Here is a 26,446-nt window from a genome sequence, read left to right on the forward strand (position 1 = left end):
GGATTGGAAAGAAATATGGTTCCTGGATTCTCAAAACCTCCATTTTACAAGGATTATCCAGGCAGAAGGGGTCAACTGACTTGGAAACCACCTGTCGCCCCTGTGCCACCAGAATCGATGTGTGCGTAATCGATTACTGTACACTGTTCGCCAATAATCCCCACATCAGCATCGACGCCCCTCAATACAAGAAGGCGGACCCGTCCATTGATGGGTCCGCCTTCTTCACAACCGTCAGGTCGATGTCACCGATATGATTCGATTACCTACCTGAGGGCTATCATGCGGCCGGTCACACCACCCTTGCGCAAGGTCTCCAGACCTTCGGGAATATCGGCAAAGGTCGTCTCCACCAGCGAAGGCTTCATCTTCCCGGTTTGGAAGTACCGGTAGACCTGGGCTATATCGTCCGGAGTCCCGCCGTTGTTGCCGCGCAGGGTCACGTTTCTCGTGATCAGCGGTCGTGTATCGATGGTGGCCTGTAGCCGCCCCATGCCGACCAGGACCACCATGCCTCCGGGACGCACGACCGAGATGGCATCATTGGTCGTTGTGCCGAAACCGGCAAAATCGACAACCAGATCCGGCTCGTCATCCTTCAGGTCCAGCACCTGCTCATGAACGTCCCGTACGCCGAGATCGCCGGCCCACTCACGAGCCTTGGGGCTGGTATCGGCCACACAGACGTGGCACCCCTCGATCAGGGCCATGTTGACCGCGAACTGTCCGAGCCCACCCGCACCGATGATGCCTACTGTCATGCCCTTCCTTGCACCGCCGACCACGAAGAGCGGATGGTAGGAGGACATACCCGCGTCGGTCGCAGCGGCGCCCTGCTCAAAGGAGACCTCATCCGGGAGGGGGATCAACTCACGGGCGGGGACGGCCATAAGATCTGCATATCCCCCGTTGCGCTGTGCCCCAACGGTCTTGCCGGTGACCTTGTCCTGCGGGGCCACCCCCACGCGGTCACCCACCTTGAATCCGGTAACCCCGGAACCCAGGGTCTTGATGATGCCTGCATTCTCATGCCCCAGGATCACCGGTGCCGACACCAGCGGCATCCATGCGGGATCATGCATGATACCCACATCGGTTCGGCAGAGACCTGCAGCCTTCACTTCAATGACCACCTCGTCCTCAGCCGGGACGGGATCGGGCAGATCCTGCCACTTCAGAGGCTCATCGGTCTTGGTAAACATCCATCCTTGCATATTCCACCATCTTTCAGTTTTCAATTCGACTGCAGTTTCAACCTATCCCTCTGTACTGACCGATCAGCCGGGGCAGACCGGGGGTTCGTGTGAAATACACCACCATCCAATCTCAAGGTCCCCACGGTAGAATCGGGTACATTCGATACGGAACCGGAACGAACCCATGTCGTTCTCCACAATCGGATACAGACATGGCGAGGCAAGGGAGCTGCATGAAGGAAGAAGAACCGTCAGAGGGCGCACAACCGCAGGTTTCCCAGCCGAATGGGCAAGCCGACGTGCCCTCAGAGCCAGGCCCCGCCTTATTAAGGCCCGGCGGGAGCTTTGACAGCCAGGCCTTCCTGGATGGGCTGGATGCCATCTTCCAGGCCGGCAAGGCGCGGGATGAGGCCGAACCTTACCTCCAGCAGGCCCTGGTGGATGCCGAGAACGCCGGCGACGACGCCGGTCTCCTGACCGTGCTCAACGAGACCATGGGCTTCTACCGTTCCCAGGGACGGCACAAGGACAACATGTGGATCATCCAACGGGCCATCGAATTGTCCGCCCGGATGCAGATCGAGGGCACCGAGGCCTGGACCACCACCCTGATCAATGCGGCCACCGGTCTGCGCGCCGCCAAGCAGTATGACCAGGCCGAGGACCTATACCGACAGGCCCTGGCCTCGGCACAGAAGACCCTGAAGCCCGGCGACAGGCGACTGGCCGCCCTCCACAACAACCTCTCCATGCTCTACAGCGAGACCGAAAGGCTCGACCAGGCCGAGCAGGAGCTGCGCCAGGCCATGACCATCCTGAAAGACTCCAGCCCCGATCCCTCGACCGACCTGGATCTGGCCTCGACCAGCACCAACCTGGCCCTTCTGCTCCTCCAGGAAAGCGCGGACGGCAAGCACGAGACCAATCAGGACGAGATTGTTCAGGATGCCACCGATCAGGCCAGCAGGGCCCTGGACATCTACGAACGGGGTCACCTGGAGCAGAGTGCCCATTTCGCCTCGGCCCTGGCCGGGTACGCCCAGGTCAGGTTCTTCGCCGGGCGGTTCGACCAGGCCGTGCGGGCCTACCGTCAATCGCTGGCGATCATCGATGCCAGGTACGGCAAGGGCAGCGACTACTATGCCATCACCAGCCAGAACCTTGACCAGGCGGAGCAGGCCGCCAAGGAGGCCGGGCAGGATCCGGACGCACCGGAGGCCCGGGTTCCCACCCAGGGCAATCGGATCCCCGGTCAAGCGTCAAGGAACAACCGGAATTCCAACACCGGCTCCGCCCCGGAAACAGGAACAGGAGCCGGCTCGAGCGCAGGCAATGAATACAGCGCCGGACATGATGCATCGGCACGGCAGACTTCCACCACACCCGACATCAGCGGACTGGACCTGGCCAAGGCTTACTGGGAGCAGGTCGGTAAACCCATGGTCCAGAAGAAGTATCCCCGATACCTGGGCCGCATGGCTGTGGGTCTGATGGGGCACGGCTCGGACTGTTACGGTTTTGACGACGCGGTCTCCAGGGACCACGACTTCGGGCCCGGGTTCTGCATATGGCTGACCGATGAGGACTACCTGGCCATCGGCAAGAATCTCGAGGCCGACTACCAGGCCCTCCCCCAGTATTTCATGGGCTTCCACCCCCGTACCGACAGCGTGCGGGCCAAGGGTGCCAACAGACGGGTCGGGGTCTTTGGGATCGGCGATTTCTTCGAGTCCCTGACCGGGTACAGGCAGGCTCCTCCCGAGGACCACCCCCATGAGTGGCTCCTCCTGGACGAGCCCACCCTGGCTGCAGCCACCAACGGGAAGATCTTCGCCGACCCCCTGGGCCAGATGCTCTCCACCCGGCAAGGCTTCAAAGCCATGCCGGATGACGTGCGGTTCAGCCTGATCTCCCGCCGCCTGGGCATGATCTCCCAGGCCGGTCAGTACAACCTGCCCAGGTCCCTGGAACGAGGGGACGGGGCGGCCGCGATGCTCTCCATCAACGAATTCGTCCAGGCAACGGCCTCACTGGTCTTCCTGGTCAACAACCCCCTGACCGTCGGATACCTGCCCTACTACAAGTGGAAGTTCGCGGCCCTGCGCAGGCTGAGCAGGCTGATTGCCGCCCGACTGGGCGAGGTGACCCAGGAACTGGAGGACATCCTCAGACTCTCCTCGGCCGCCTGCTATGGGGGTGCCGGATTCGGTGAGGGTGGAAAGGGCTCCGGTCCTGCCGCCAAGCAGATCCAGGAGCAGGTTGAACGCATCTGCGCACAAATCGTCCAGGAGCTACGGACCGAGGGGCTGACCAACAGCCGGGAGACCTTCCTGGAATGGCAACGTCCCTATATCGAGGCACACATCCACAGCGACGACCCGACCCTGCACAGTATCTGAGCAGGCTGCGCAAATGAACGGAACAGAATGGGGACCAGGAAAGGAAATATCAGTATGGCGAAGGATGACCGTGACCAGACCACGGACAGGGAGGAATCTCTGCGGGAGAGGATCGTCAGGCACGAGTGGAACCAATTCCAGGGGGTCAACAACGAGGGGGGCCCCGCCAACTGCCAGGGCAACTGGCCCGTCTTCCACCAGATGAGGCTGAGTCAGTTCCTGACCTGGCCTGACGACCTCCTGGCCAGCTACGCCGATGACCTGGACCAGGCCGACGCACAGGGCCGCAACCTCCTGACCGAGAAGTACGGAAGGATGATGGAGTCCACGGTTCCCGACCAGTACCGACGCGACATCGCCCCCTACCTGCCCAGGCTGGGCATCGAACGCCAGACCCGGCAGGAGGCCATCATCGACCAGCAGGTGGCCTGGGCCGAGGACTTCCACCAGCGTTACCCCAAACTGGGCAGCGAGATGCGGGTGCTCAGAACCAGCCAGGACACCCCCGAGACCACCTCATTCGAAACCTACCTCCGTGGCGAGTTGGGCACCTATTCGGCCGGGACGCTGGACCTCTATGAACAGATGGTCAAGAATCTGGCTGCCCAGGGGCGGAATCTGACCAAGGAAACGGTTCTGGCCACGGTCAGGCAGAGCGGATTCGACAGCTTGGACGCAGCCGAGCAGGCCCAGGTTCAGGTACGAACCCAGGCCTGGACCTAGTGGCCTGTTCGGGCCGGACCGGGCCCGGCAGGAAGACTGCGGCAAGGCGGGCGAACACGCAGGAGGATGGCCCAGACCGCAGACGAAACACCGAAAGCCATAAGCGGACCCGGACCATGGATGGCGTGTTGCAGGGGCGACCAGGGAAGTGGCTCTGGGTAGAGTTAATCCAGTGCGAATCGGAAAACGACTTACGGCCCTGGTGGCCTCCTTCCTGGTGATTCTGGCCGCTCTGGCCCTACTGGGCTCCTCCATGACCCCCGATTGGAATGTCCGGGAGTACCACGACCACATCAGGGTGGACGAACGGAAAACCGCCATCGCCTCGGACCTGGGGCCGACCACCCCCGAGGGGACATATAAGGTCAAGGAGACCTTCCTCAAGGTCAATCTGGCACCTGGGGTCTCCGTCAATGCAATCGTGCGGCAGCCACAAGGGGCCAAGGGACCCAGGCCGGCCTGCTTGTTCATACACGGGGCCGGCACAGGCAAGGCATCCGAGGTCTATGGCGACCTGGCCTCGGCCATGGCCTCTGCCGGAATCACTACCTTGGTCGCCGACAAACGCCTGGACACCTACTCCGCCCTTCACCGCGATTATGGGGCCATGGCCAGGGACTACGACCGTTCCTTCGAGGTACTGAAGGCCTGGCCGGGCGTGGATCCCGGCAAGGTGGGCATCTACGCCGAGTCGGAGGGCACCTGGATATCCAGCATCATGACGGCCCGTCACCGGGACATCGCCTTCTCCATCATGACCTCTCCTCCGGTCTATCCCGGGCGGCAGCAGATGCCCATGGCCGCCACCTCCTACCTGGACCTGATTCATGCCCCCGCGGGCATCCGGGGGGTCATCCCCAAGCTCCTGGGCATGGACCTGTCGGTTCTGGGTCTGGAATACGCCGACTTCAAGGCCCTCCCCTACCTGGACCACCTGAGCCAGCCCACTCTGGTCAACTACGGCACCAACGACGTCTCCATGCCCGTGGAGCAGGGAGCCAGGGAGATTCTGAAGCGGACCGAAGCGGCGGGGAACCGGAACGTGACCCTTCGCTACTACCCCACCAACCATCAGATCAGGACCGGCAGCCGACTGGCCAAGGACGGATTGCCACTGGAGTCGCACTACACACACGACCTGGAGAATTGGATCAACGGGGTATCCGAGGGGACGGGAGCCGACCAGTGGTCCACCCACATGATCGCCGGCAGCCAGCCCAACCAACGCTTTACCGCACCGACCCGGACCGACCCGGGCCTCCTTCGTTCACTGCGAGCCCTCCTGATTCTCATGATCGGTGGCCCCCTCCTTCTCCTGCTCTCGCTTCTGGCGGCCGCCGGTCTGGGCCTGGGCGCCTGGATTCGGGGCCGTGGAAGACGCAGGAATCCGGTTGACCCTGAAGACCGGTCGATCGGTTTCGCCAGAGGCCTGACCCCCCGGCTCTGGGGGCTGGGGGCTGGATCCCTGGCCCTTATGGGGCTTCTGGTCTGGTACGCCGTGCGGATCGTACGTCATGCCCTTACCCTGGAACCACTCTCATCCCTGGAGATCGCCTCTTGGGGTCTGCTCAAGTTCCTGAGTGTCCTTCTGGCGCTGGACTTGGCCCTGGTGATCGTCCGATTGCTGACCGGCTCCTCCGCACGGCGAAACCACAACGATTCAAACATGTCGAGGAATCAGGTCCGACTGGCAGGCGGCTGGGGGCACTGGGTGGTCCTGACCCTGACCATCACCGGATCTCTGATGGTCCTGGGGACTTTGGCATTCTGGGGACTATTCAGCCTCTGAGCCCCAGCAGGCCATACAACCTGAGGGGCGCAGGCCGACCGCTGCGGTCAGATACGCATCATGCAGCCAAGCCCCACACGACCTGAAGGGACGTCGGCGCCGGGTGGTGAACCAGGGAAACCGTCCTGCCGTAATTCCACACGACCCCGATATGAGGCTGGCGGCCATACCACCGAACGACCCCGGAAGGGTCAGCCCTCTCGACCCGGCGAAGAGAACGCAGTATCGGCATCGACCGTTTTGACGGAAGTGCCATCTTCGGCCATCCCCTCCGATTGGTCCTGAGCATACCGCCCCGTCCAGGTGGGTGGCTTGTCGGACCCGTCAATGGACTCGCGCAATCGATTACCCGTTCTTCGGGCGGCCAATCCGTAGAGGACGGCCATGAGGAGAAAGAAGATGCCCAGGACGGCGAAGAGGATCGGGAAGACCGCGGACCAGCGGATGGACCGGGTCATAGACTCCCCATAATAGAGATATACCAAGCCCAGGGCCAGGAAGATGACGGCAAAGAGGGAGACGATGACCCCCAGAACGATGGTCGGAGTACTGGGACCTGTCGGGCGGATCTTCTCCCTGGATTCCTGCTCTGGTGCCCGATAGACCGGCGCGCTGTTGGACATGAACGGGGTTCCTCCTCCCCCTCCCTGCCATGTCGACGAAGTGTCGTTCCCCGTGGCCCCTGCCGTGGGGGCTGCCGAAAAGGAGGGGATCGAAGTGGTATCCACCTCATCGTCCTGGGAGGGCATCTCCTGGGTTGGTGGCTGTTGATCCTCCCGCGACAGATCCATGTCCTCCTGAATGCCGGTGTCGGACAGGATGGAATCATCCTCAGGGGAACCGTCGTTCAGTCCTTCCGAATTGTCGTGCTCACTCATAGTCCTCATCCTCCCGACCCTCATAGGAGTCGTTGTCGTTGTCCAGATGTCCGTGTTTCTTCCCGCTGTCGGTTCGACGCTCGGGCAGGGTGGCCGTACCCTTCTCCTCGAAACTGACCCGTCCGGAGATGGCGGGTTCGACCTGGACGCTCAACTCCGGCGAATCGGGCATGTGGACATCTCCGTCGTCCGCAGCCCAATCCTCCTCGCCCCGGGTCGAAGGACCATAGCCATAGGAAGTGCTCCACCGCATCGGGTCGCTGTTGGCGACGCTGTAGGCATAGGTGCACCCTGTGGGCAGGATGATCCGAACATCGGCATGACGGAGAGCCAGGCGGATGGTTCCCGTCGGGCAACCGGATACCCGTCTGACGGAATCGGTCATATCGACCTTGTGGGTTCCGTTGTTCTGTTCGAATTCCGAGAGGTCAATGACCGCGCGACCCTGGTCATCCGAATCGCCGATCAGGAGGAGCCCCTTCCGGTACCGCTCCATATCCCGCTTGGTGGACCCCAGCCTCTTCCCCTCGTTCTTTCCATTCACGCCGACCGATGCATAGCTGCGCAGGTTGGACCGGATTTCGAACTGCGCATTGCCGAAGGCGATGCTACAGCAGGCCAGGACCAAGACGGCGATGGCGGCGGCGATGGCCATCGGGGTGAGACCTCCCGACCTGCGGCCCAAACAACCCAGGACGATGATGACAAGACCCAGTATCAGTGCGACGGCGGCAGCCCATACCAAGGCGTACCGCAGGGCATCGAGAATCCCGCCGTGATGGATGGATGCCAGCAGCCAGACAGCCCCTCCGGAAAGCAGAATCAGCCCCAGCAGCAGGCAGACAAGACCAGGACCGGCTGGACGCCGACGCAGACGATGCGGCTTAGGGGTGGAAGGGGGCTGCAAAGGGTATCCATATACAGGCTGCTCACTGTCACCGTATTCGTAGCCATACCTGCCACTGCCGAACCCGTCGGCCGCCATGGTGGGTCCGGCGGCGGCACCTGGATCATCCGTCTCGTTCTCTCCGGACAGGCCCCCTGGAGGTCCCTGATTGAACGCCCCGCTCCCGTCCGAATCGGATGACCAGGAACCCCCTACCGCCTCAGCCTGGGACCCTATGGCGGATTCGGTCCGACCCGAGGTGGACGCGTCAGGAAGACGGGAACCGGAAGAGCCATCGCCTTGCCGGTCAGTGTCGTATGCGCCTGAATCCGTCAAACCGGCGGCATAGGGGTTTCCACCAGCAGAATCATAGGGGCTGTTACCTGCCGATCCGGTGTCAGGAGAACCGGAAACGAAAGGGGCGGGACCAGCAGGACCGTAGGGGCCCGGATCATGGGGGGCAGGTCCTGCAGGTCCGGACGGACCTGGGTTGTAGGGGCCCGAACCGGCTCCACCGACGGGACCAAAGGAACCCTGACCTGATGGACCGGAACTGAAGGAACCAGGTCCATAGGGACCGTACCCCTGCGGACCGGAACCTGGACCAGCGTAGGGACCTGGACCAGCGGGACCTGCGGCGTGGAAGTGGTTCCGGGCCTGCTGCCGACTCCACCTGATAAAGAAGTAGAGGACCAGTGCCGCGATGATGATGGAGGCGACCCCGATACCCAAGGCCCAGGCCGCAAGCAGCCAGCAGATGATGATGCCGACCATGGATCCCTGCCACCTGCCGTCAAGGATGTCCTCGGCGATGATGGCGCCACGGCTGTCCGGCAGGACGAACCAGGCGAATCCGTAGAAGGCCGCACCCGCTCCGAAGAGGAAGACACAGAGCAGCATCAGGGCACGGACCAGGGCCGTACTCCAACCCATCCGTCTGGCTATGGCGCCGCAGACACCTCCGATCCACCGGTCATCGGGACGCACCAGGTAGGATTCCCGGCACATCCGGAAGAACCTGTCGGTCCACCGGTCATCGGGACGGTCATTGTGAATATCCGTATTTCCGCTCATGTCATCATTACAGCAGACCCGACCCACGGAAGGCATGGGGGAACACCCTGATTTAACCCTGAAAAACCTAATCCACCCTTCCTGATCCTCCCTGGCAGTAAATAATGGAACCATGAGATCACGGCAGAGAACACCCCAGGGAGGCCAACGGAGCGGTGGACGGATGCGGACACCGCCGCCGCAACCTGTCCCTCAGGCCGGGCAGACCTACCCACTGTGGTGGCCTGCCCCCATTCGACCGGCACGCATGCCGCTGATGAGGCCGAAACGCGGACGGATCATCTGCGGAGTATGCAAGGGCATCAGCCTGCATCTGGGCATCGGCGTGGGCTGGGTTCGTCTGGTCGCCCTGGTTCTGGCCTTCACCATCGTCGGAGCGATTCCCTATGTCTTCCTCTGGCTGGTGCTCCCCTCCGGGGACCCGGCAGCCGCCATGGCCTCCCGCCCTGTCAGCCAGACCCCCCTTGCCCGCGGCAATGGCGCTACGGAATCCAACCCGGAATCTGAGGACCGTGCAGACCCCACCCTGGGTCAGGTCCTGAAACAGACCTCTCGAGCCCGGCTGGCGGCCGGCATAGGCATCATCCTCCTCCTCATACCGCTCTTCATGCTGAACAGCGGCATGAAACCGGAAATCATCCTCCCGGGCATCATCTTCCTGTCGGGAATCGGCCTTTCCTGGGTACAGACCAGCAGCGCCAGAAGCTTCCGCATCCCCCTCTTTCTGACAAGTCTGGGCCTGATCCTCCTGGCCATTGTGATCTTCCTCTTCGCCACACTCCCCTTCAACCGGGCGGTGACCATGCTCTCCCTGGCGGGGGTGCTCCTGGTGGGCATCGCCGCCATCCTGGTGCCCTGGATCGACTCGCTGATCCACCAGCTCAGCAGCGAACGGGCCATGAAGGAACGCGAGGAGGAGCGTGCAGACATGACCGCCCACCTGCACGATGGGGTCCTGCAGACCCTGGCCCTGATCCAGCTTCATGCCGACGACCCCCAGACCGTCTTCACTCTGGCCAGATCCCAGGAACGCGACCTGCGCAATTGGCTCTACCAGGACCGCACGCCTTCGGACAGGTCGGTCAAGACCGGCATTCAAGACATCGCAGCCGAGGTGGAGGATGCATCCGGAAGGCCGATTGAGGTGGTCACGGTGGGTGACGCCCTGCCCTGCGCCCAGACCGATGCCCTTCTGGATGCCTCACGCCAGGCCCTGGTCAATGCCGTCACCCACGGAGGAGAACCCATATCCGTGTATTGTGAGGCCCGACGAAGCAAGGTCGAGATCTTCGTTCGCGACCATGGACCGGGGTTCGACATGGGCAAGGTACCGGCGGACAGACTGGGAATCCGGCAATCCATCGTGGGGCGGGTCGAACGCCGGGGCGGCAAGGTCGAGATCGTCTCGCGCCCCGATTGGGGAACCGAGGTGAGGATGCACATGCCCCTGTCGAACGCGAGCCAGGAAGCCGACAAGCACCATGAGGACGACCACCAGGCACCCGACCAGCGGTCCGATAGGCGGCAACCGGGAAAATGGCGGATGCCCGACCAGGAGCCGTTGGCTGAATAATGGCAAGCCCACGGGCCGAACGCGGGGCCGGCCCGTGAATCCCGCTGGTGATAGAATTCTGCCTGAGAAGGGTCACTCATTCCCCCATGCCGTCCCCGATTCCAGTCCGCGAGCGCCGACGCGGACATTCCCCACCGAAGATGATGACCCATGGAAGGCGGACCCGATACGCACATGAGTGAAGAGACCAACGAGCAGAAGGAAGTCGTGAACCAATCGAAAAGCATCGCAACCAAGGGGAATCACACCTCTCCAAACGTATCAGACCAACAGGTTTCCAGCTCGAATGGGGCCAACCGCAGGCCCTCCCCCGCTGAGGGGGCCGGGAGGATTCGCGTGGCCGTCGTGGATGACCATGAAATGTTCCGCACCGGTGTCATCGCCACCCTGCAGCCTTATTTCAGCATTGTCGGGCAGGCCCCTGATGTGGAATCATCCATTCTCATGGTCAAGGAGACCCGACCGGATGTGGTCCTCCTGGATGTGCACGTACCGGGCGGCCAGGGCGGCGGCGGGGCCGAGATCCTGACCAGGTCCCACTCCCTCTCCCCCGGGTCCGTCTTCCTGGCCCTGTCCGTGTCGGACTCCCCCAAGGACGTGGGGTCGGTCATCAGGGCCGGCGCCCAGGGGTACGTGACCAAGACCATCTCGGCCAACGACCTGATTTCGTCAATCCGTCAGGTCCACGAGGGCTACGCTGTCTTCTCCCCCAAGCTGGCCGGGTTCGTCCTCTCGGCCTTCCAGGATGATGAGGCCCGGGATTCCGGCCTTCCGGCCCGCGACGACGAACTGGACAGCCTCTCCTCCAGGGAGCAGGAGGTCATGCGCCTGATCGCCCGCGGCTACACTTACCGGGAGGTGGCCTCCGAACTCTTCATCTCCATCAAGACCGTGGAAACCCACGTATCCAACGTTCTGCGCAAGCTCCAGCTCTCCAACCGGAGCGAGCTGACCCGCTGGGCCGCCGACCGCCGCATCGTCTGAACGAATTCAGGAAATCCCGGAACGAAGGCAGGACGAACGTGAACAAGCTTGATGACAACCTTGGCTCCATGTGGACCTGGACGATTATGAAAACCACATGCGGCTGGACACCGTCCAGCAGCTTCAGACCCTGAACCGGATCATGAAAGACCAGCTCAAGGGCAGGAAAGTGGACCGAATCATGGTTTGCGGCATCGCCGGAGGAAACGGCCTGGAGTATGTTGACACTTCCATGGCGAGTCGTGTGTACGGACTGGATGTGAACCCCGATTACCTGGTCGCCTGCGAAGAACGGTTCCCCGGACTTGCCGGCGTTTTCAAGCCTGTACTGGCAGATATGACCGACACCTCCATGGACCTGCCCAAGGCTGATATGGTCATCGCCGACCTCTTTTTGGAATACGTCGGGTACCAGGCCTTCACGACGGCACTTGAACGGATTGACCCACGATTCGTCTCGTGCGTGATTCAGGTGAACCAGTCCATGGACTTCGTATCCGATTCACCCTACGCGAGGGTTTTTGATCAGCTTGATACGGTCTACCATCACATCGATGCCGATTCACTCATCCACACCATGAAAGGTCAGGGATACGATTCCGTATATTCATCCATGACGACGCTCCCCAATGGAAAAGCACTGTGCCGTTGCGATTTCGAGCGGAAGACCAATACCCACCCCGAACCGCACTCGGAACGCAAAGGCAGGAAGACCGGTCGGGAGTGAGACCACCCGAACCTCGGCCACCACACTGATGCATGGGGACAGTCCTGAAACCGGACTGACTCACCCAGCCCGGCCGGCTCCTCAGCAGGGCAGACCGAAACCGCGAAGATCCGTGCGCAGCTGTGCGGCCCCTGTGAAGAGCAGGCCCCTGATTCCGCATGTCTCGGCCGCAGCCACGTCATCCCACGAATCACCCACGAAGATGGTTCGTCCGGCGGGGATGCCGAACCTTCTCAGGGCCAACCGATAAACAAGCCCATCGGGCATGCGCAGGTGCTCCTCGGCGGAGATGAGCGTGTCCTCCAGGAGACCCAGCGGCTCCAGCAGTTCACTGGCCTGACGGGCATGCTCAGCGGTGGTGTTGGCCAGGCCCCAAAGATGGAGACCCCGGTCATGCAGGTCGGCGAGGAGGCCGGCCATGCCGGGCTGCATGCCCTTCACGGTCCGGGCGAACCCCTCCAGATACAGGCGAAACACCCAGGCCACGGCGGGACCGTGCGTACTCTCGTAGTCGGCCAGGACACGTTTCTGGTCCCATCCGAGATTCATCAGGGTCCTGAACCGCCAGATTCCCCATTCATCCTCCGGGTCGAGCACCATGTCGATCACCCCGTCGGGATACTGCCCCGCCAGGGCCGCCCGGGGGTCCCAGTCAACCAGGGTCCCCCGCAGACCGAAGATGAGGTGGCGGACGGATCCGCGCCCCCCATCATCGTCATAGCCGTCGTAACCATCTACCCGCAATTCCATGGTCCACATGGTACTTGCCCTGAACTACAAAGCCGGGGCGTCAGGCCGATCAGGCGGAGTCCGCCAGTTCGGGCACTCCTTATTTCACCCTGCGACGGTTACGGAACCAGAAGAGCAGGGTCCTCGCACTGGTAAGGGCAGCCAGGGCGCACCCCAGAGCCAGTGGGAAGAAGTAACGCAGCTGCATCCCCTGGACGCCCGGCAGGCCGGGGTTGCTGTATTGGAGCCACAGGGCCAGGTAGGTCAGGGCCAGGACCCCCAGCCCCAGCAGGGTGAAGCACCAGGAAAAGACCAGGTCGGGATTCGATCCGGTCCTGGCCAAGGTGGCAAGAACCAGGATGACGACCAGCAGCGCCGTGCCCGCCCAGGCCAGGATGATGCTCCGGGAACCGCCCTGGACCATGTTGTTGCTCTGCCCATGCAGGATGGCCCAGACGATTCTGCAGATTGCGTCGCCCAGGCCGCCAGGGATGAGGAGGTCATGTCGTCTGCTCTGCATGGCCTGGTAGGAGACGAACATGGGGGCCGTGGCATACCAACCGTTACCCCTCATCCAGATTCCCATCCAGACCAGGGAGAGCACCCCGAAACCGGCTGTGGACGCCAGGTCGAGGCGATTCACCCGGTCCAGGCCCCTGACCCACTTCTGCAGGAGGGGCACCAGGAGCATGACCAGCACCAGGGGCATGTATATGAACTTGGACATGGCCACCACCAGACCGACCGCACCCAGCAGGATGCAGTACCGATGCGAGACCTTCTCGTAAACGGAGCGGAAGACCATGCAGGTAAAGAGGAAGACGACCGCCTGGGTGAAGGAGTCGGCCGAGATGGCGAAACTGCTGCGGAAGAGGAGCGGTGGCAACAGCATGGTCAGCCCCACCCCGATCCTCCAGCGGGTCAGGACCCTGACCCCCAGAAACATGCAGAGGGAGTAGACCAGCAGCATGCAGACCTCGGCCGCCCGGTATATGGCCGATACGGGCAGATGAAGAATTCCCCCGATCCCGAAGGCCAGGATCTGCGGGGCATAGGAGACCGGGGAATTCGTCGCCGTATTGTTGAAGGGGAGATCGACAAGATCACCGGGCCCGGGCTCCACGCTCTCACGGAGGGCTATCGAGGCATCATACCCGTCAAAGACACTCCAACCGTAGTCCACCCAGGCTCGGTCGACCCAACCCCCAACAGCCCCCTCACCGACGTTGTGCAGGAAGCTACGGGAATGAACCGGATGGGCCAGCAGATCACCGTGGGTTATGCTGCTGATCCGATAGACATGTGACCAGACGTCGGGCGTATGCCCCACAGGCGTCCGGGCCAGGAAGAACCCGCCCATCAGCAGTGTGCCCAGGGCCGTCAGGAGGGGCATGAACCGGCGAAGCCATGCCAGGATGGCCCGCACACGGGAATGCCCTGCCGGGGAGGGCATCTCGGTTGCAACCGCCGAGGCATCAGCGCGCACACCGTCCCTGTGTTTGCCGTTCATTCCGACCTCGGTTCCAATACCCAACGCACCCTCCCGCTTCGAGACCCTCTGCCTGCTCCGGGGTCTTGCCTGCCGGACCAACCACCGACTTCCACCGATACTACCGAGAGACAGTACAGGCCGGGCCCGCAACCCATCATCTATCGAGCAGATGGATGAGCATACCATTGTAGCGTTCCTGGAGATCCTTGGGCTCCACTATGGTGGCCTGGTCACCGAACCCCAGCAGGTAGGTGACCAGGAACCCATACTCATCCGGCCTGATTGTTCCGGTCAGGAAAGTTCGCCCACACTCGTGCAGCAGACGCATGTTCGGATAACTGTTGCGTATAAAGTAATCCTCCCCGGGCTTCGTGAGCAGCACCCGGAATCGAATGGTGCGCCCAGCCGCCTCGGCACGATTGCAGGCCCTCTGCTCGTCCTTCAGGTCGGGCAGGGTGCCGGTTCGGGGACGGGTATCGGCAATCTCCATCCGGTCGCAGCGAAACGTCCGCCACTCCCGACTGTCGGGGTCCGAACCGATGCAGTACCAAAAACCACCGTCCAGGGTCAGCCTGATGGGGTTGAGCAGGCGGGTTTGCTTGGATCCATAGGTGAAGGCCACCGTCTGTCTTTCCATGATTGAAGTGAACAGTTCGGCCAGGTTGCTGCCGTCCGCATGCCGATACGTCCCCTGATACCGGATGGCGCTCATGGCGGCCCGGACGGCCTTCCGCCTGTCGTCGGGCAACCCCTGCATGAGTTTGTCCTTGATGTGTTGGTACGAGTACCCGAAGGGTGTGGTAGTCAGAGGTCGGAGCAGCTGGAGTGCGAGGAAGAGGGTCAGGTCCTCCCCTTCGCTGAAGACGATGGGAGGCAGGGGTACGGCAGCCTCGACAAGGTATCCCCCATAGCGGCCCCGGTAGGCGACTATACCCAGTCCTAGTTCACGCAGCTCATCCAGGTCTCGCACTGCCGTACTCCTGGAGATGCCGAACTGATTCATCAGATCGTTCAGGTGAAAGGCTCTATGCATATTGACAAAGACCAGTTCCTGATTAATCCGTTCCGCTTTGTTCATCGGAAACCACCTAAGGGTTCAGAAAATGACACCTTTCGATCATAGGGTTGTTTTCGTCCGACAAGAAACCAAAGAAAGGCAGGACCATGACCCCGGAACCACCGCAGGTAACCATCTTCCTCTCCCTGGACGGCAAGGCAAGGGAGGCCATCGCCTACTACCAGAATGTCTTGGGTGCCAGAACCCTCTTCTCCATCACCAACCGGGAGTTCAAGGAGCGATACAACCCTGATCTGGCGATTGCGCCGGGCCAGGAGGAGTACATCTCCCACTCTGTCAACCAGGTGGGTGCGGTCCAGCTGCAGATCGCGGACAACCCCGTCGACGACGCCGTTCCCATGCGGGAGAGCGGCAGGGTGTCGCTGGACATCATGGTGACGGATCCGCAACAGGCCCGGACCATATACGACAAGGCCGTCTCCCATCCGGAGACAACCGTGCTGAAGGAGCCCCAGGCGAATGAGTTCGCCGACTTCCATGCCGTCATCCAGGACCCTTTCGGCGTGCTGATGCAGATAACCTGCGAGAAGTGAAGCAGGGGACCGATGCCACGGAGCCGGAGTCCGGTGACCGGGAATCGCGACCAGGGCATCGGCCTGTCCCGATGCATCGCCGCCCGATGGATGGCGCATCCCGAAGAATCTATCCCTGGTCATTGCGATGCAGGCGGAGATTCTGGCGTTGATCAGGTCGACGAAGGAATCGACTTCCTCTGTCGAATACCGTTCGCCAAATCCCGTGAGAGGGAACCACGGCACTGTTTCCCCTGATCAACCGTTAGGCCGATATCTGCCCGGCCTCCGCCATCGCCAACTTCGTGGCCGTATCATGCAGGAACGAATCGACTTCCTTTGCCACGTTTCCACTGTAGAGGAAGGCCGGAAGAAGATCGAACGTCCTGGCTCGTATCGAATCCGGGGTGATTCCTTCCGCCTTCCCATAGGTGCCGGGTTTCACCTGAGACGACGGATCCGGATAAACCCTCACAGCATCCGACATATTGCGGGATTCCCTCGACCCGGAGCCCTGACGGGGCATCTCCCCGGAATCCGAAACCTGCTCGTGGACAGGAACAGACGCCCCCTCCCCGAAGAGTCAGCTTCCGTTGTACCGGATTGTGGTGGTTCGGCACTGGATGACTCTGCAAAGGGAATCCGCCCCTGATTCGAATCGCCGAGAATGGATTGACAACCATCCCCGTGCGTGTCCTTTCCGCTCTTCAGCATGACCGCATCCTTATTCGCATAGCGTCGCTGCCGGGACCGTCTCCTCAGTGGCTACTTCATCGTTTAACCGCCACCCAAATCTGGTGAAGCCGTCGCATCCTGAACTAGCACCTGCCGCCCGAATGAGGACGATCGAGGGCCAGCGGCATCAACATACCCATTCCAGGAAGTAGACCTGCGGACACAGCCGCCGAGCCACCCCCTCAAGGGCTGATTTCGGCAGACAGATGGATGCCCGGTGGGAGTCCGCAGGCATGGCGGTATCACCCGGTCCGGTGGCCAGGGCACGGTCCAGAACCAAGCAGGACACGGCATCCCTATGGCCGATGAGGTCGAACAGGGAGACCCTGCCCGGCTCGGAACCGAGAGTCTCTTCCAACCGTTCCGGGGAAGCCAGGTGCAGACGGCGACATCCGACCAGGCGTCGCACCTCTTTCAGGTCCGGATGGACGGCAGCCCGAACCACCAGGAGGACCAGTTTCCCGCCTGCGTCCTCCAGGAGGAGACACTTCGACAGGTCCGAGTCCTTCAGCCCCAGCAGGGCGGGAAGACCCTTGTCCAAGCCTTGCCGAACCGTCTCGATGCGGGGATGGGGGACCAACCGCCAGGGCACTCCCAGACCATCGAGCCGGTCTTCCATCTGGACCTGCAAGGATGGTGCCGTTTCGTTTTCGACCCGGATGGAATCTTCACCTGGAGCAGGTGAGGCACCGGGGCTGACATGGGCATCACTCATGCAGAAGCAGTCATCAACAGGACCGCCCGAAGAATCTTCACATAAGCCAGTGCGATGTGCCGGTTCGGCTGTTCCATCAACCATGCCCACACCCCCCTTGGGTTCAATCCCCATAAAGGCCATCTTAGGAAAGACGACCAGGCAAGGGGGCCAAGAGTCCATCTCGCTTCGAGGCCCCCGATTGATGTAGAACCAGACGAACAGTGTGCACAGGAGGAAGAGCTCCAACATGGGGAGGATTCGATCCACGGGGACGAATCGACTGTACGACGGTCAGCTCCAGGCGGAGTGGTGACTTGTCTTCAAGCCGGGTTGAAGCAATACCATCCAATCAGAAGCAAGGAAAGGCCCATCGCATGACAAAACATCCTTTGAAGACCCTGATTACCCTGGCCGCAACCCTCCTGATAGGCCTATGCCTGGGAGCCCTGATCTGCTACGGCACCATCGGCACGGACATGCCTGTGGCCGGCCAGTCTCAGACCACTCCCCGGAAAGGAACCGCCATGCAGAATTCGGACCAGCAGGAACCCACCTTCGCCAAGCCGGGCCATACCGGCAAGGGCACCAGGAAGGTCTTTCTCAACGCCAGCCAGAACGCGCAGGGGAACACCTCATCCCTGGCCAAGGAGCTCATGGGAGGCGAGGACTACCGGCAGATCAACCTGTCCGAGTACCGGATACCCCAGGTGGGCCAGGGCGATGGCGACTTCCCCAAGGTCTGGGACCAGCTCAAGGAGGCGGATGTGATCGTGATCGGCACGCCCGTCTACTGGTCCAACATGTCGGGATACCTGAAGACCTTCATCGACCATGTCGAGGTGAACGAGGACCTGAAAGGGACCGACCTCTACCTGATCGTGCAGGGCGCGGACAGCAACCAGACCAGGGCCGTGAACGCCACCTACGGCACCATGGACCGTGTGGCGAAGCGGTTCGGCCTGAATCTGGTCGGCATCGCCCAGAACGGGGACCAGGCCAAGGATCTCCATGCCCGCATGCTGGCCGAATAGACACCACCCAGGCACAAAAGCGCAAAATCCACAGGAAGGAACCATCATGAACCTGCTCATTCTTGCAGCCAACGGGCAGATAGCCCGCATCGTCGAGGACCGGATCCTGAACGAGGAGGATTTCGCCGACGTCCACCTGACCCTGGGCCTGAGAGGGAGTGAACGTCTGGACGCCCTGAAGGGCAATCCCCGCGTGACCCTGGCCGAGGTGGACCTGGAGAACCGTGCCGCGGTCGAGAAGTCCATGAAGGACCAGGAGATGGTATTCGTGGACACCGTCGACCATGACCAGGACAACGCCAAGACCCGAAACGTGATCGCCGCCATGAAGTCCAATCATGTGGACCGCGTCATCTTCGCCAACGTGGCCGGCATATACGACGAGGTACCGGGTGCCTTCGGCAGGTGGAACAAGGAGATGGTCGGCAAGGGACTGCCCACAGCGGCCGGATCGGATCGCCTGCTCAGGGAATCGGGGCTGACCTATACCACCCTCCGTCTGTGTTGGCTGACCTATCGGGACGAAATCAGATACTCCACCAAGACCAGCAAGGAACCGTTCGAGGGCGTGTCCGGTTCCAGGAAGAGCGTGGCCGACCTGGTTCTTCGTATCGTCAAGGATCCCGACCTCGGTGCCAAGGAGAGCCTGGGGATAGCGGACCCCACCACCCAGGGCGCCGATAGACCGGTGTACTAAGACATGAACACCAGCCATCCCGAGAAGCAGGGGAGGGGGGGGGGGGGGGAGCTGCCGATATCAGCAATTCCCCGATTGAGCAAAGCGTCCCTCCTCTGAAACGAATCACATCAGGCTTCCTCAGCAGGGTAAGGAGCATCAAGCAGCAGTGCCCGACGACTCAGCTTCCGCCATGCGTCTTGGCATGCAGAATCGGGGCCTTCCTGTTCCCGCCCTGCTTCATATTTCCTCCTGCGTCGCGCAAGCAATGATGACATGAGACTGTGTAAGGTGTATGCCCATTTGCGGCCGGCGGACATGTGGGCATACGTTGCATCAGACCTTGGCTGCATCAGCGGGCTTGAATGAAGCCTCTTGATGGGGGCCATTCAATGGTTGCCGGTGGTCATTGCCAAACCCATCGGTGTGCATACCGTCCTTTGGCAATCATCAGGTGCTTGTGACTGTTCGCAGCCATTGCTTCGCCGTTGAGGAAGCCTCTGCGTTTGACAATCCTCCTTGTTTCTCCAATAATGTAGCAAGCTACACTTATAGGAGGCGGATATGCCTGAACATGGAATGTCGGAACATCGGCCCGAGGGTCTGATAAAAATAGCCAACACGCTCTTGGAAAGGCAGATGAACGAGCTTATATCGGACATCTTCCCCGAGCTCACCGGCCCCCAGTTCGTCATCGTTTACTACCTCCACGAGCACCGGGACCAGGACATACGCCAGAAGGACATCGCCGACCGGTTCTACCTGAGCCATCCAACGGTCAGGGGCATGGTGAAGCGGTTGACCGAATCGGGTTGGCTGGCCGGTTCCAGCAAAGCGGACGACGACCGCCGGCAGGTCCTCCTGAACCTGACGGACAAGGCCGTTCAGTGTTTGGACAGGGAGGAAGGACGAATCCTCCAGGCCCTGGACACCACCACCGGCATGGCCACCAAGGGCTTCAGCCACCAGGACCAAAAGACCTTGGTAAGCCTGCTGAGACGAATCATCACCAACATGAGTCGGACAAATCGATAGGAGGAGGAACAAGGCGGTATGGAAAAAACAGAGCCCGAGGCAGATGCAACAATCATGCCGACCACGACCAGGGACGGCAACCGCAACCGGATGATGGCCGTCCTGCTTGCCGGCGCCTTCCTGGCGCTGATGGCGGAGACCTTCCTCAACAACGCCCTCCCCACCATCATGGAGGAGTTCAGGGTGTCCCAGTCCACCGCCCAGTGGCTCAGCACGGCCTACCTCCTGGTCGTGGGGCTCATGATTCCCATCTCGGCCTGGATATTCTCCAACTTCAGATCGAGAACCACCTACATGGTCATGATGGCCACCTTCCTGGTCGGCTCCCTGGTCTGCATCTTCTCCACCGGGCACTTCGCCATCCTGCTGGCCGGCAGAATCATCCAGGCCGTCGCCGCAGGTTCCCTGATGCCCTTCATCCAGAACGTGGTGCTCCTCCTCTTCCCGCCCGAGCGACGGGGGCTGGCCCTGGGCATCGTGGGTCTGGTCGTGGCCCTGGGACCAACCGTGGGGCCGACCCTGTCGGGCTTCATCCTCCAGCACTGGTCCTGGCGCATGCTCTTCATCCTCCTGGCCGTGGGCAGCGCCCTGATTCTGCTTGCCGCCTTCTTCTGCGTCTATACGGTCAATGAACGGCAAAACACCGGGCTGGACGTCCTCTCGGTCGCCTTGTCCTGCCTGGGGTTCGGCTTCCTGCTCTACGCCCTCTCAGCCATCGGCGACACGGGGCGGGTCTCCATGCTCAACCTCTCGCTCCTGATACTCGGCCTGGTTATCGTCGGGCTCTTCTGCCACCGGCAGCTCATTATGGACCACCCACTGGTGGACCTGCACGTCTTCGCCTCCGGCACCTTCAACCTGACCACCCTCCTGAGCACCCTGAGCAACATCTCCATGGTGGGAGTGGAACTGGTCCTCCCCCTCTACCTGCAGAACACCCGGGGGTCCAGCGCCTTGGTCTCCGGCCTGGTCATGCTGCCCGGCGCCATCGTCATGGGCATCTTCAACCCGATCTCGGGTGCCCTCTACGACCGTATCGGGGTCAGGAACATCTCCCTGCTCGGATTCACGGTTCTGACGCTCGGCACCCTCCCCATGGCCTGGTTCAGCATCGACGCCAGTCTGGTCGTGATCGCCGCCTGCTATGCCATGCGGATGGCCGGCATCTCCCTGGTCATGATGACCACCTTCACCGAGGGGATCAACGCACTTCCCCGGGGGATGACGGCCCACGGCAATGCAGCCGCCTCCACGGTCAGACAGATCGGCGGATCCCTGGGCACCGCGGCCGCCATGATGATCGTCACTCTGGGCAGCGCCCACCATACGTCGGGCGTCGACAAGGCCCTGGCACTGGGCCAGGGATACCACTGGGCCTTCCTCTCCCTGATCCTGGTGGCCCTGGTTGGACTGTGCTCCTCCTTCGCCCTGAAGCGGCGGCGAGCAGAAGCCTGAGTTGAGCCATCAGGGCAGGCCGGACAGACCTGTCAGCGACCGGGGCCACTGCATGGGGTCAGGGCGATGCCATCCTCCTGGCAGAGGGGCACCAATCTCGCGCTCCTCCTCGCGGAAGATCAGGTTGTAGTGTCCCTGCACCGAGACGAACCGGGGGTAGCCCGCCGCGCCGGCCGGGACGTTGGCCTTGCCAGCTGCCATGCGCAACAGTTCGATATGTCCACATACCTCGCCTTGCCTTGACGCACCCTGGGCCAGGCCGTCCATGATCTCCCGGACGAGTGTGCGGCTGTCCCAGACATGGCAGATATACAGGTCGACGTAATCCATGCCCAGATTCTGCAGACTGCGCTCAAGCATGGTGATGGCATGTTCCTGACCGGTGATGCCTTGCTCGATCTCCTCCTCGGAACGTGCCGGGAACCTGGTGGCCACGACGACATCATCCCGGCAGGCATAGTCCCCGAAGGGCCCTTCCCGGGAAGCATTCACTGGAGCTTCCCCGGTAGGCCAAGGCCGTGTCGAAGAAGTTGATGCCCGACTCCAGACCGTGCCGAATCACGGCCCGCGAGTCCTCCTCGCCCTATCCAGGGCACTGGCCGGCCTGGGGAGGGGGGGGGTCTCCAAAGCCCACGCACCCCATGCGTATACGCGACATCCTCAACTCCGACTGACCGAGTCTCGTATATCTGATCAGACCCCTTGTTGCAGCCGACCTCCGCCGGGCCTATGGGCTGAGGAGGCTCAGTCTTCGCTTACCTCCGCAGCCGGCTTGAGCTCCTCCTCCTTCTTGCTGACACGCTTCTTGCCGATCCTGTAGTAGGCATTGAAGAGTCCACCAGCGGTCATCAGGACCACCAGGGCCAGAAGGAGCCAGAGGTTCTCCTCCTTGTCGAAGGCTTCCAAAACCTCATAGGAGGATTGGATCATCTTGAGCCAGCCGGCGACTGCCACGAAGTACCAGGCCGTGGCCTTGTCGATGAAGCTGAGTGCCCGGTGGCGTTCGCTCTTGCTCTTGGTGGCCTCACGGAGGATCCGATACCCACGTGTACGTTCCTTCTGGATTTTGACGATGGGGATGAACCACCACCAGGGTGACACCATCTTCCACTTCTTGCTGATTTCGTCGAAGTCCTCCAGGAGCTCCTGGTAGTCGTTCAGTTCCATCAGACCCTGGTAGAGGGGGAAGGAAAAGAGCAGCCAATCGCCGAGCAATGAAACGAAAGCAATGAAATAAGCCATAGCTCCGCACCTTTCCGTATGCAATAGAGACCATTGAAGTGTACTAAAGACGAGCGATTGCTCAGATCATGAGATACAAACAACCATCTTCTTCATTCGACCGACCGATAAGCGACAATCTTCCGAATTCCGGCCCGACTTGACGACCAGATGCAAGGACGCACATTATAATGCAGTTTACATTGTGCTCCGTGGATTGTCACCACTTTCCCAAGATATGTCGGAGCATGACACTCCGATCTTCAAGGTGATAAGAGTCACATACAAAGCAGTCTCAAATTCATCGGGGACCCAACGGAACCGAAAGATCGGCCATGATCGGAAACACGGCGAATCTGCCACGGTGAGAAGCCCGGGACGGGACTGATAGCTGAAAAGGTGGGCCGCCCCTGCCCGACCACCGGCATCCTTCCAATGATTGGTATTGCAGACTGACATGCTATGGAGAATCGCATTGGCTGGTTTCCATCCATGTTCAATATCAGGAAGCAGGGGATGGTAGGGGCCAGAAGCCATGGGACGAGCATCCACCGTCGGGGGGCGTGGGAAGCCCGTAGGGGATGAGGTTGTTTCTGTGACGTTTTGAAGGAATGCCACACCTGTCACAGGTCGCTGCCGTTCTGCTTGCTCTGGCTCCGCCTATCGGACCCTGCAGTCGGCGACAGCCCTGTTTCTTCTGCCGCATCCACAGCGTCCGCGGACTCTGAAATAGCACGGTGGGGGGGGGGGGGTCGATGAATCTCAGCCCCCTCCCGTAGACCAGGGTCGACAGAACCCGCCAAAGATAGATAACCCCTCAACCGCTTCTTCACAGGACAAGGCACCGACACCGGCGGCATCACCACCGGCCGGCGTTCCGACCAGCCCGATCTTGCCACCGGCAAAGGAACCGACGGGACCCTTGTCGATGCTGTCACCGTTGACGGGCGTCGGCACTCAGCCATGGGTCCCCTCGACCTTTACGATCACCTTCGATACGAACCATGTGATGCTCCTACGCCGAACACACAGACCATCAACTGGGGGGGGGGGGGGGGGGGAAGAGAATCAAGAAAAAGGCCCCGGATATCACGAGGCCTTGCTGCGGACAGGGCGGGATTCGAACCCGCGGAACTTTCGTTCAACGGTTTTCAAGACCGTCTCTTTCGGCCGCTCAGACACCTGTCCATCAGCCCGATTTACCGGGCACGTCTACCATGATACGACACCCCGAAACCCGACATTCCGCCGGGGCGTCTTTCGACCCTGCCGGGTAGGCCCCTGAATCAGGCCTCCCAAGTGGTGGGCTCGATGAGCTCCTTGCCCCCCATATAGGAACGCATGGCCTGGGGCACCTCGATGGAGCCGTCCGCCTGCTGGTGATTCTCCAGGATGGCGACAAGCCAGCGGGTGGTCGCCAGTGTGCCGTTCAGGGTGCTGACCGGACGGGTGGACCCATCGTCCAGACGTTCACGCTCGTTCAGACGACGGGCCTGGTACTCGGTGCAGTTCGAGGTGGAGGTCAGCTCACGGTACCTCCCCTGTGTCGGCACCCAGGCCTCGCAATCGAACTTGCGTGCGGCCGAGGAACCCAGGTCGCCGGCCGCCGTATCGATGATCCGATAAGGTACATCGACCTTGGCCAACATCTCCTGCTCCATGGCCAGGAGCTGCCGGTGCTGGTCGCGGGAATCCTCCTGCCTGCAGTAGACGAACATCTCCACCTTGTTGAACTGATGGACGCGGATGATGCCCATGGTGTCCTTTCCTGCGGCCCCGGCCTCACGCCGGTAGCAGCTGGACCAACCGCAGTAGCGCAGAGGCCCGTCCGACAGGTCCATGATCTCATCCTCGTGCATGCCGGCCAGGGCCACCTCGGAGGTGCCCACCAGGTACTGGTCGTCGGGTTCACGCAGACGGTAGATTTCATCGGCATGGGAGTTGAGGAAGCCCGTGCCCGCCATGACCTCGGGACGGACGAGGGTGGGGGTGATGGTGGGAATGAACCCGTGCTGCTGGGCCTGGTCGACGGCCATGGTCAGCATGGCGATCTCCATACGGGCCACGTCACCACGCAGGAAGTAGAAGCGGGAGCCGGAGATCTTGACGCCGCGGCGCATGTCGATGCCGGCGACGCCCACACCAAGGTCCAGGTGATTCTTGGGCTCGAACCCCTCGTCCTCGAAATCGCGGGGGGTGCCGACTTTCTTGACGACCACATAGTCGTCTTCGCCACCCTCGGGGGCCTCGGCTTCAACCAGATTGCTGAACCGCCAGAGCAGGTTCGTGTACTCCGCCGTGGCCTCCTCGGAAGCCGATTTGTTCAGCCCGACCTGCTCGGCCAGCTTCTTGGTCCTGGCAATCAGTTCAGCCTTGGAGTCACCCGAGGCCGAGGCGACCTGCCTGCCCAGGGACTTCTGCTCGGCCCTGGAGCTCTCATAGGTCTGGAGCGCGGTTCTGCGCTCGTCATCGGCCTTGAGGACCTCGTCCACCAGCTGCACGGACTCCCCACGTTTACGCTGGGATTCCTTGACGACATCGGGATGCTCACGAATGAACTGAATATCTAGCATAGTTGGATTCTACTGCCGCCAAGCGACACGGGGGCATCGGGCCAGGGCCGGGGGACCGGGCGTCTTCATCCCAGGCAACCGGTCGGTCCCGGCAGGCCTAATCGCCGAAAATTGTCTTGCGGAACTCGCTGCCGACGGGGGTGCCGGCCAGGCCACCGACCCCGGTCTCGCGCAGGGAGGCGGGCATGGCCTCGCCGATGGACTTCATGGCTTCCACCACCTGATCCGCCGGAATCTTGTTGGTGCCTCCCGATAGGGCGATGTCGGCACAGATCAGGGCATTGGCCGTCCCTATGGCGTTCCGTTTGACGCAGGGGACCTCGACCAGTCCGGCAACAGGGTCACAGACCAGGCCCAGCAGGTTGCTCATGGCCATGGCGAAGGCCTCGGCACAGGTCTGCGGATCACCACCCGCCGCCTCGACCGCGGCGGCTGCCGCCATGGCCGAAGCGCTGCCGACCTCCGCCTGGCAACCGCCCGTCGCTCCCGCGATCATGGCATTGTTGGCGGTGACCAGACCGAAGGCGCCGGCGGTGAAGAGGCACCTTACCTGGCCCTCCCTGGAGAGGTCGATCCGTTCCCGCAGGGCTGTTATGACACCCGGCAGAGTACCCGAGGATCCGGCGGTCGGCGTGGCGCAGATGACCCCCATGGCGGCGTTGACCTCGTTGGTGGCCATGGCGGCCACCAGGGCCCGAACCATGGTGTCCCCACTCAGGGTGGTCCTCTCACGTCTGTACTTATCCAGAAGAGCCGCCTCTCCCCCGCTCAATCCTGTCTTGGAAAAGACCCCCCGGCCCTCGGAACCCCTCTTGACCGCAGCCAGCATGACGTCCAGGTCACGGTCCATCCTCGACCAGACCTGGTCACGGGTCCGACCGGAACCGGCGCACTCCTCCCGGATCATCAACTCGGAGATGGGTTCCCCGGATTCCTCGGCGGCACTCACCAGATCAGCGATCGAACCGAACATGACACATTCC

22 protein-coding genes and 1 tRNA gene are annotated in these 26,446 nt (G+C 61.7%); 11 read left to right on the forward strand and 12 right to left on the reverse strand.

All coding sequences use genetic code 11. The features are described from left to right. Positions 1-266: 266 nt before the first annotated feature. Positions 267-1,202, reverse strand: coding sequence for a zinc-binding dehydrogenase (locus tag AACP59_RS04895; protein WP_297316769.1), 936 nt, complete (start codon positions 1,200-1,202; stop codon positions 267-269). 227 nt (positions 1,203-1,429) lie between these two features. Between AACP59_RS04895 and AACP59_RS04900 the strand changes: the two genes are divergently transcribed. The 3 genes from AACP59_RS04900 (at position 1,430) to AACP59_RS04910 (ending at position 6,107) form a co-directional block, all read left to right on the forward strand. Beyond that, on the forward strand, positions 1,430-3,595 hold the full coding sequence (locus tag AACP59_RS04900) for a DUF4037 domain-containing protein (RefSeq protein WP_339351124.1): 2,166 nt from the start codon (positions 1,430-1,432) through the stop codon (positions 3,593-3,595). A gap of 54 nt (positions 3,596-3,649) precedes the next feature. Continuing rightward, complete coding sequence (locus tag AACP59_RS04905) at positions 3,650-4,318, forward strand: DUF4125 family protein (protein ID WP_339350145.1); 669 nt, start codon at positions 3,650-3,652, stop codon at positions 4,316-4,318. Between the two features lie 172 nt (positions 4,319-4,490). Then, entirely contained in the window at positions 4,491-6,107 is a 1,617-nt protein-coding gene (locus AACP59_RS04910; protein WP_297316772.1) for an alpha/beta hydrolase family protein, read from the forward strand. Positions 6,108-6,298: 191 nt separating this feature from the next. Here the strand turns inward: AACP59_RS04910 and AACP59_RS04915 are convergent, their stop codons facing one another. Both AACP59_RS04915 and AACP59_RS04920 read right to left on the reverse strand, forming a co-directional pair. Continuing rightward, on the reverse strand, positions 6,299-6,985 hold the full coding sequence (locus tag AACP59_RS04915) for a hypothetical protein (protein WP_339350146.1): 687 nt from the start codon (positions 6,983-6,985) through the stop codon (positions 6,299-6,301). After that, a complete protein-coding gene (locus AACP59_RS04920) occupies positions 6,978-8,945 on the reverse strand; it encodes a PspC domain-containing protein (protein ID WP_339350147.1) in 1,968 nt (655 codons plus the stop codon). The genes AACP59_RS04915 and AACP59_RS04920 overlap by 8 nt, the downstream gene beginning before the upstream one ends. Before the next feature lie 256 nt (positions 8,946-9,201). Between AACP59_RS04920 and AACP59_RS04925 the strand changes: the two genes are divergently transcribed. The 3 genes from AACP59_RS04925 (at position 9,202) to AACP59_RS04935 (ending at position 12,229) form a co-directional block, all read left to right on the forward strand. Beyond that, the gene (locus AACP59_RS04925) at positions 9,202-10,518 is read left to right on the forward strand and encodes a PspC domain-containing protein (RefSeq protein ID WP_297316775.1); all 1,317 of its coding nucleotides are present in this window, start codon (positions 9,202-9,204) and stop codon (positions 10,516-10,518) included. 174 nt (positions 10,519-10,692) lie between these two features. Continuing rightward, a complete protein-coding gene (locus AACP59_RS04930) occupies positions 10,693-11,502 on the forward strand; it encodes a LuxR C-terminal-related transcriptional regulator (protein ID WP_297316776.1) in 810 nt (269 codons plus the stop codon). A 97-nt stretch (positions 11,503-11,599) separates the two neighbouring features. Continuing rightward, a complete protein-coding gene (locus AACP59_RS04935; protein WP_339350148.1) occupies positions 11,600-12,229 on the forward strand; it encodes a class I SAM-dependent methyltransferase in 630 nt (209 codons plus the stop codon). An 81-nt stretch (positions 12,230-12,310) separates the two neighbouring features. On the opposite strand, the gene AACP59_RS04940 is transcribed toward AACP59_RS04935, so the two are convergent. From AACP59_RS04940 to AACP59_RS04950, 3 genes are all read right to left on the reverse strand, one after another. After that, the gene (locus tag AACP59_RS04940) at positions 12,311-12,988 is read right to left on the reverse strand and encodes an HAD family hydrolase (RefSeq protein ID WP_297316778.1); all 678 of its coding nucleotides are present in this window, start codon (positions 12,986-12,988) and stop codon (positions 12,311-12,313) included. Between the two features lie 70 nt (positions 12,989-13,058). Beyond that, entirely contained in the window at positions 13,059-14,468 is a 1,410-nt protein-coding gene (locus AACP59_RS04945) for a DUF2142 domain-containing protein (protein ID WP_339352926.1), read from the reverse strand. Between the two features lie 136 nt (positions 14,469-14,604). Next, positions 14,605-15,528 (reverse strand): helix-turn-helix transcriptional regulator, encoded by a 924-nt coding sequence (locus AACP59_RS04950; protein ID WP_297316780.1) that lies wholly within the window; start codon positions 15,526-15,528, stop codon positions 14,605-14,607. Between the two features lie 86 nt (positions 15,529-15,614). On the opposite strand from AACP59_RS04950, the gene AACP59_RS04955 reads away from it, so the two are divergent. Continuing rightward, the gene (locus AACP59_RS04955; RefSeq protein WP_297316781.1) at positions 15,615-16,061 is read left to right on the forward strand and encodes a VOC family protein; all 447 of its coding nucleotides are present in this window, start codon (positions 15,615-15,617) and stop codon (positions 16,059-16,061) included. Between the two features lie 841 nt (positions 16,062-16,902). On the opposite strand, the gene AACP59_RS04960 is transcribed toward AACP59_RS04955, so the two are convergent. Next, complete coding sequence (locus tag AACP59_RS04960; RefSeq protein WP_297316783.1) at positions 16,903-17,490, reverse strand: YbaK/EbsC family protein; 588 nt, start codon at positions 17,488-17,490, stop codon at positions 16,903-16,905. A gap of 356 nt (positions 17,491-17,846) precedes the next feature. Between AACP59_RS04960 and AACP59_RS04965 the strand changes: the two genes are divergently transcribed. The 4 genes from AACP59_RS04965 to AACP59_RS04980 all read left to right on the forward strand — a co-directional run bounded on the left by AACP59_RS04965 (position 17,847) and on the right by AACP59_RS04980 (position 21,669). Beyond that, positions 17,847-18,503, forward strand: coding sequence for a flavodoxin family protein (locus tag AACP59_RS04965; RefSeq protein WP_297316784.1), 657 nt, complete (start codon positions 17,847-17,849; stop codon positions 18,501-18,503). Positions 18,504-18,549: 46 nt separating this feature from the next. Further along, positions 18,550-19,200 carry an NAD(P)H-binding protein gene (locus tag AACP59_RS04970; protein WP_339350154.1) on the forward strand — a complete coding sequence of 217 codons (651 nt, stop codon included), beginning with the start codon at positions 18,550-18,552 and terminating at the stop codon, positions 19,198-19,200. 543 nt (positions 19,201-19,743) lie between these two features. Next, on the forward strand, positions 19,744-20,214 hold the full coding sequence (locus AACP59_RS04975; RefSeq protein ID WP_297316786.1) for a MarR family winged helix-turn-helix transcriptional regulator: 471 nt from the start codon (positions 19,744-19,746) through the stop codon (positions 20,212-20,214). Between the two features lie 18 nt (positions 20,215-20,232). After that, on the forward strand, positions 20,233-21,669 hold the full coding sequence (locus tag AACP59_RS04980) for an MDR family MFS transporter (RefSeq protein ID WP_339350155.1): 1,437 nt from the start codon (positions 20,233-20,235) through the stop codon (positions 21,667-21,669). A gap of 9 nt (positions 21,670-21,678) precedes the next feature. Here the strand turns inward: AACP59_RS04980 and AACP59_RS04985 are convergent, their stop codons facing one another. The 5 genes from AACP59_RS04985 to sdaAA form a co-directional block, all read right to left on the reverse strand. Then, the gene (locus AACP59_RS04985) at positions 21,679-22,161 is read right to left on the reverse strand and encodes an aldo/keto reductase (protein WP_297316788.1); all 483 of its coding nucleotides are present in this window, start codon (positions 22,159-22,161) and stop codon (positions 21,679-21,681) included. 252 nt (positions 22,162-22,413) lie between these two features. Next, positions 22,414-22,911: a hypothetical protein gene (locus tag AACP59_RS04990; RefSeq protein ID WP_297316789.1), complete on the reverse strand. Its 498-nt coding sequence runs from the start codon at positions 22,909-22,911 to the stop codon at positions 22,414-22,416. 1,084 nt (positions 22,912-23,995) lie between these two features. After that, a tRNA-Ser gene (locus AACP59_RS04995) sits at positions 23,996-24,078 on the reverse strand. Between the two features lie 98 nt (positions 24,079-24,176). Further along, positions 24,177-25,463, reverse strand: coding sequence for a serine--tRNA ligase (gene serS, locus AACP59_RS05000; protein WP_339350156.1), 1,287 nt, complete (start codon positions 25,461-25,463; stop codon positions 24,177-24,179). Between the two features lie 97 nt (positions 25,464-25,560). Continuing rightward, the gene (gene sdaAA, locus AACP59_RS05005) at positions 25,561-26,436 is read right to left on the reverse strand and encodes an L-serine ammonia-lyase, iron-sulfur-dependent, subunit alpha (RefSeq protein WP_297316791.1); all 876 of its coding nucleotides are present in this window, start codon (positions 26,434-26,436) and stop codon (positions 25,561-25,563) included. Positions 26,437-26,446 lie beyond the last annotated feature (10 nt).

It is taken from the genome of Bifidobacterium indicum, from assembly GCF_036987015.1.
Classification (GTDB): domain Bacteria; phylum Actinomycetota; class Actinomycetes; order Actinomycetales; family Bifidobacteriaceae; genus Bombiscardovia; species Bombiscardovia indica.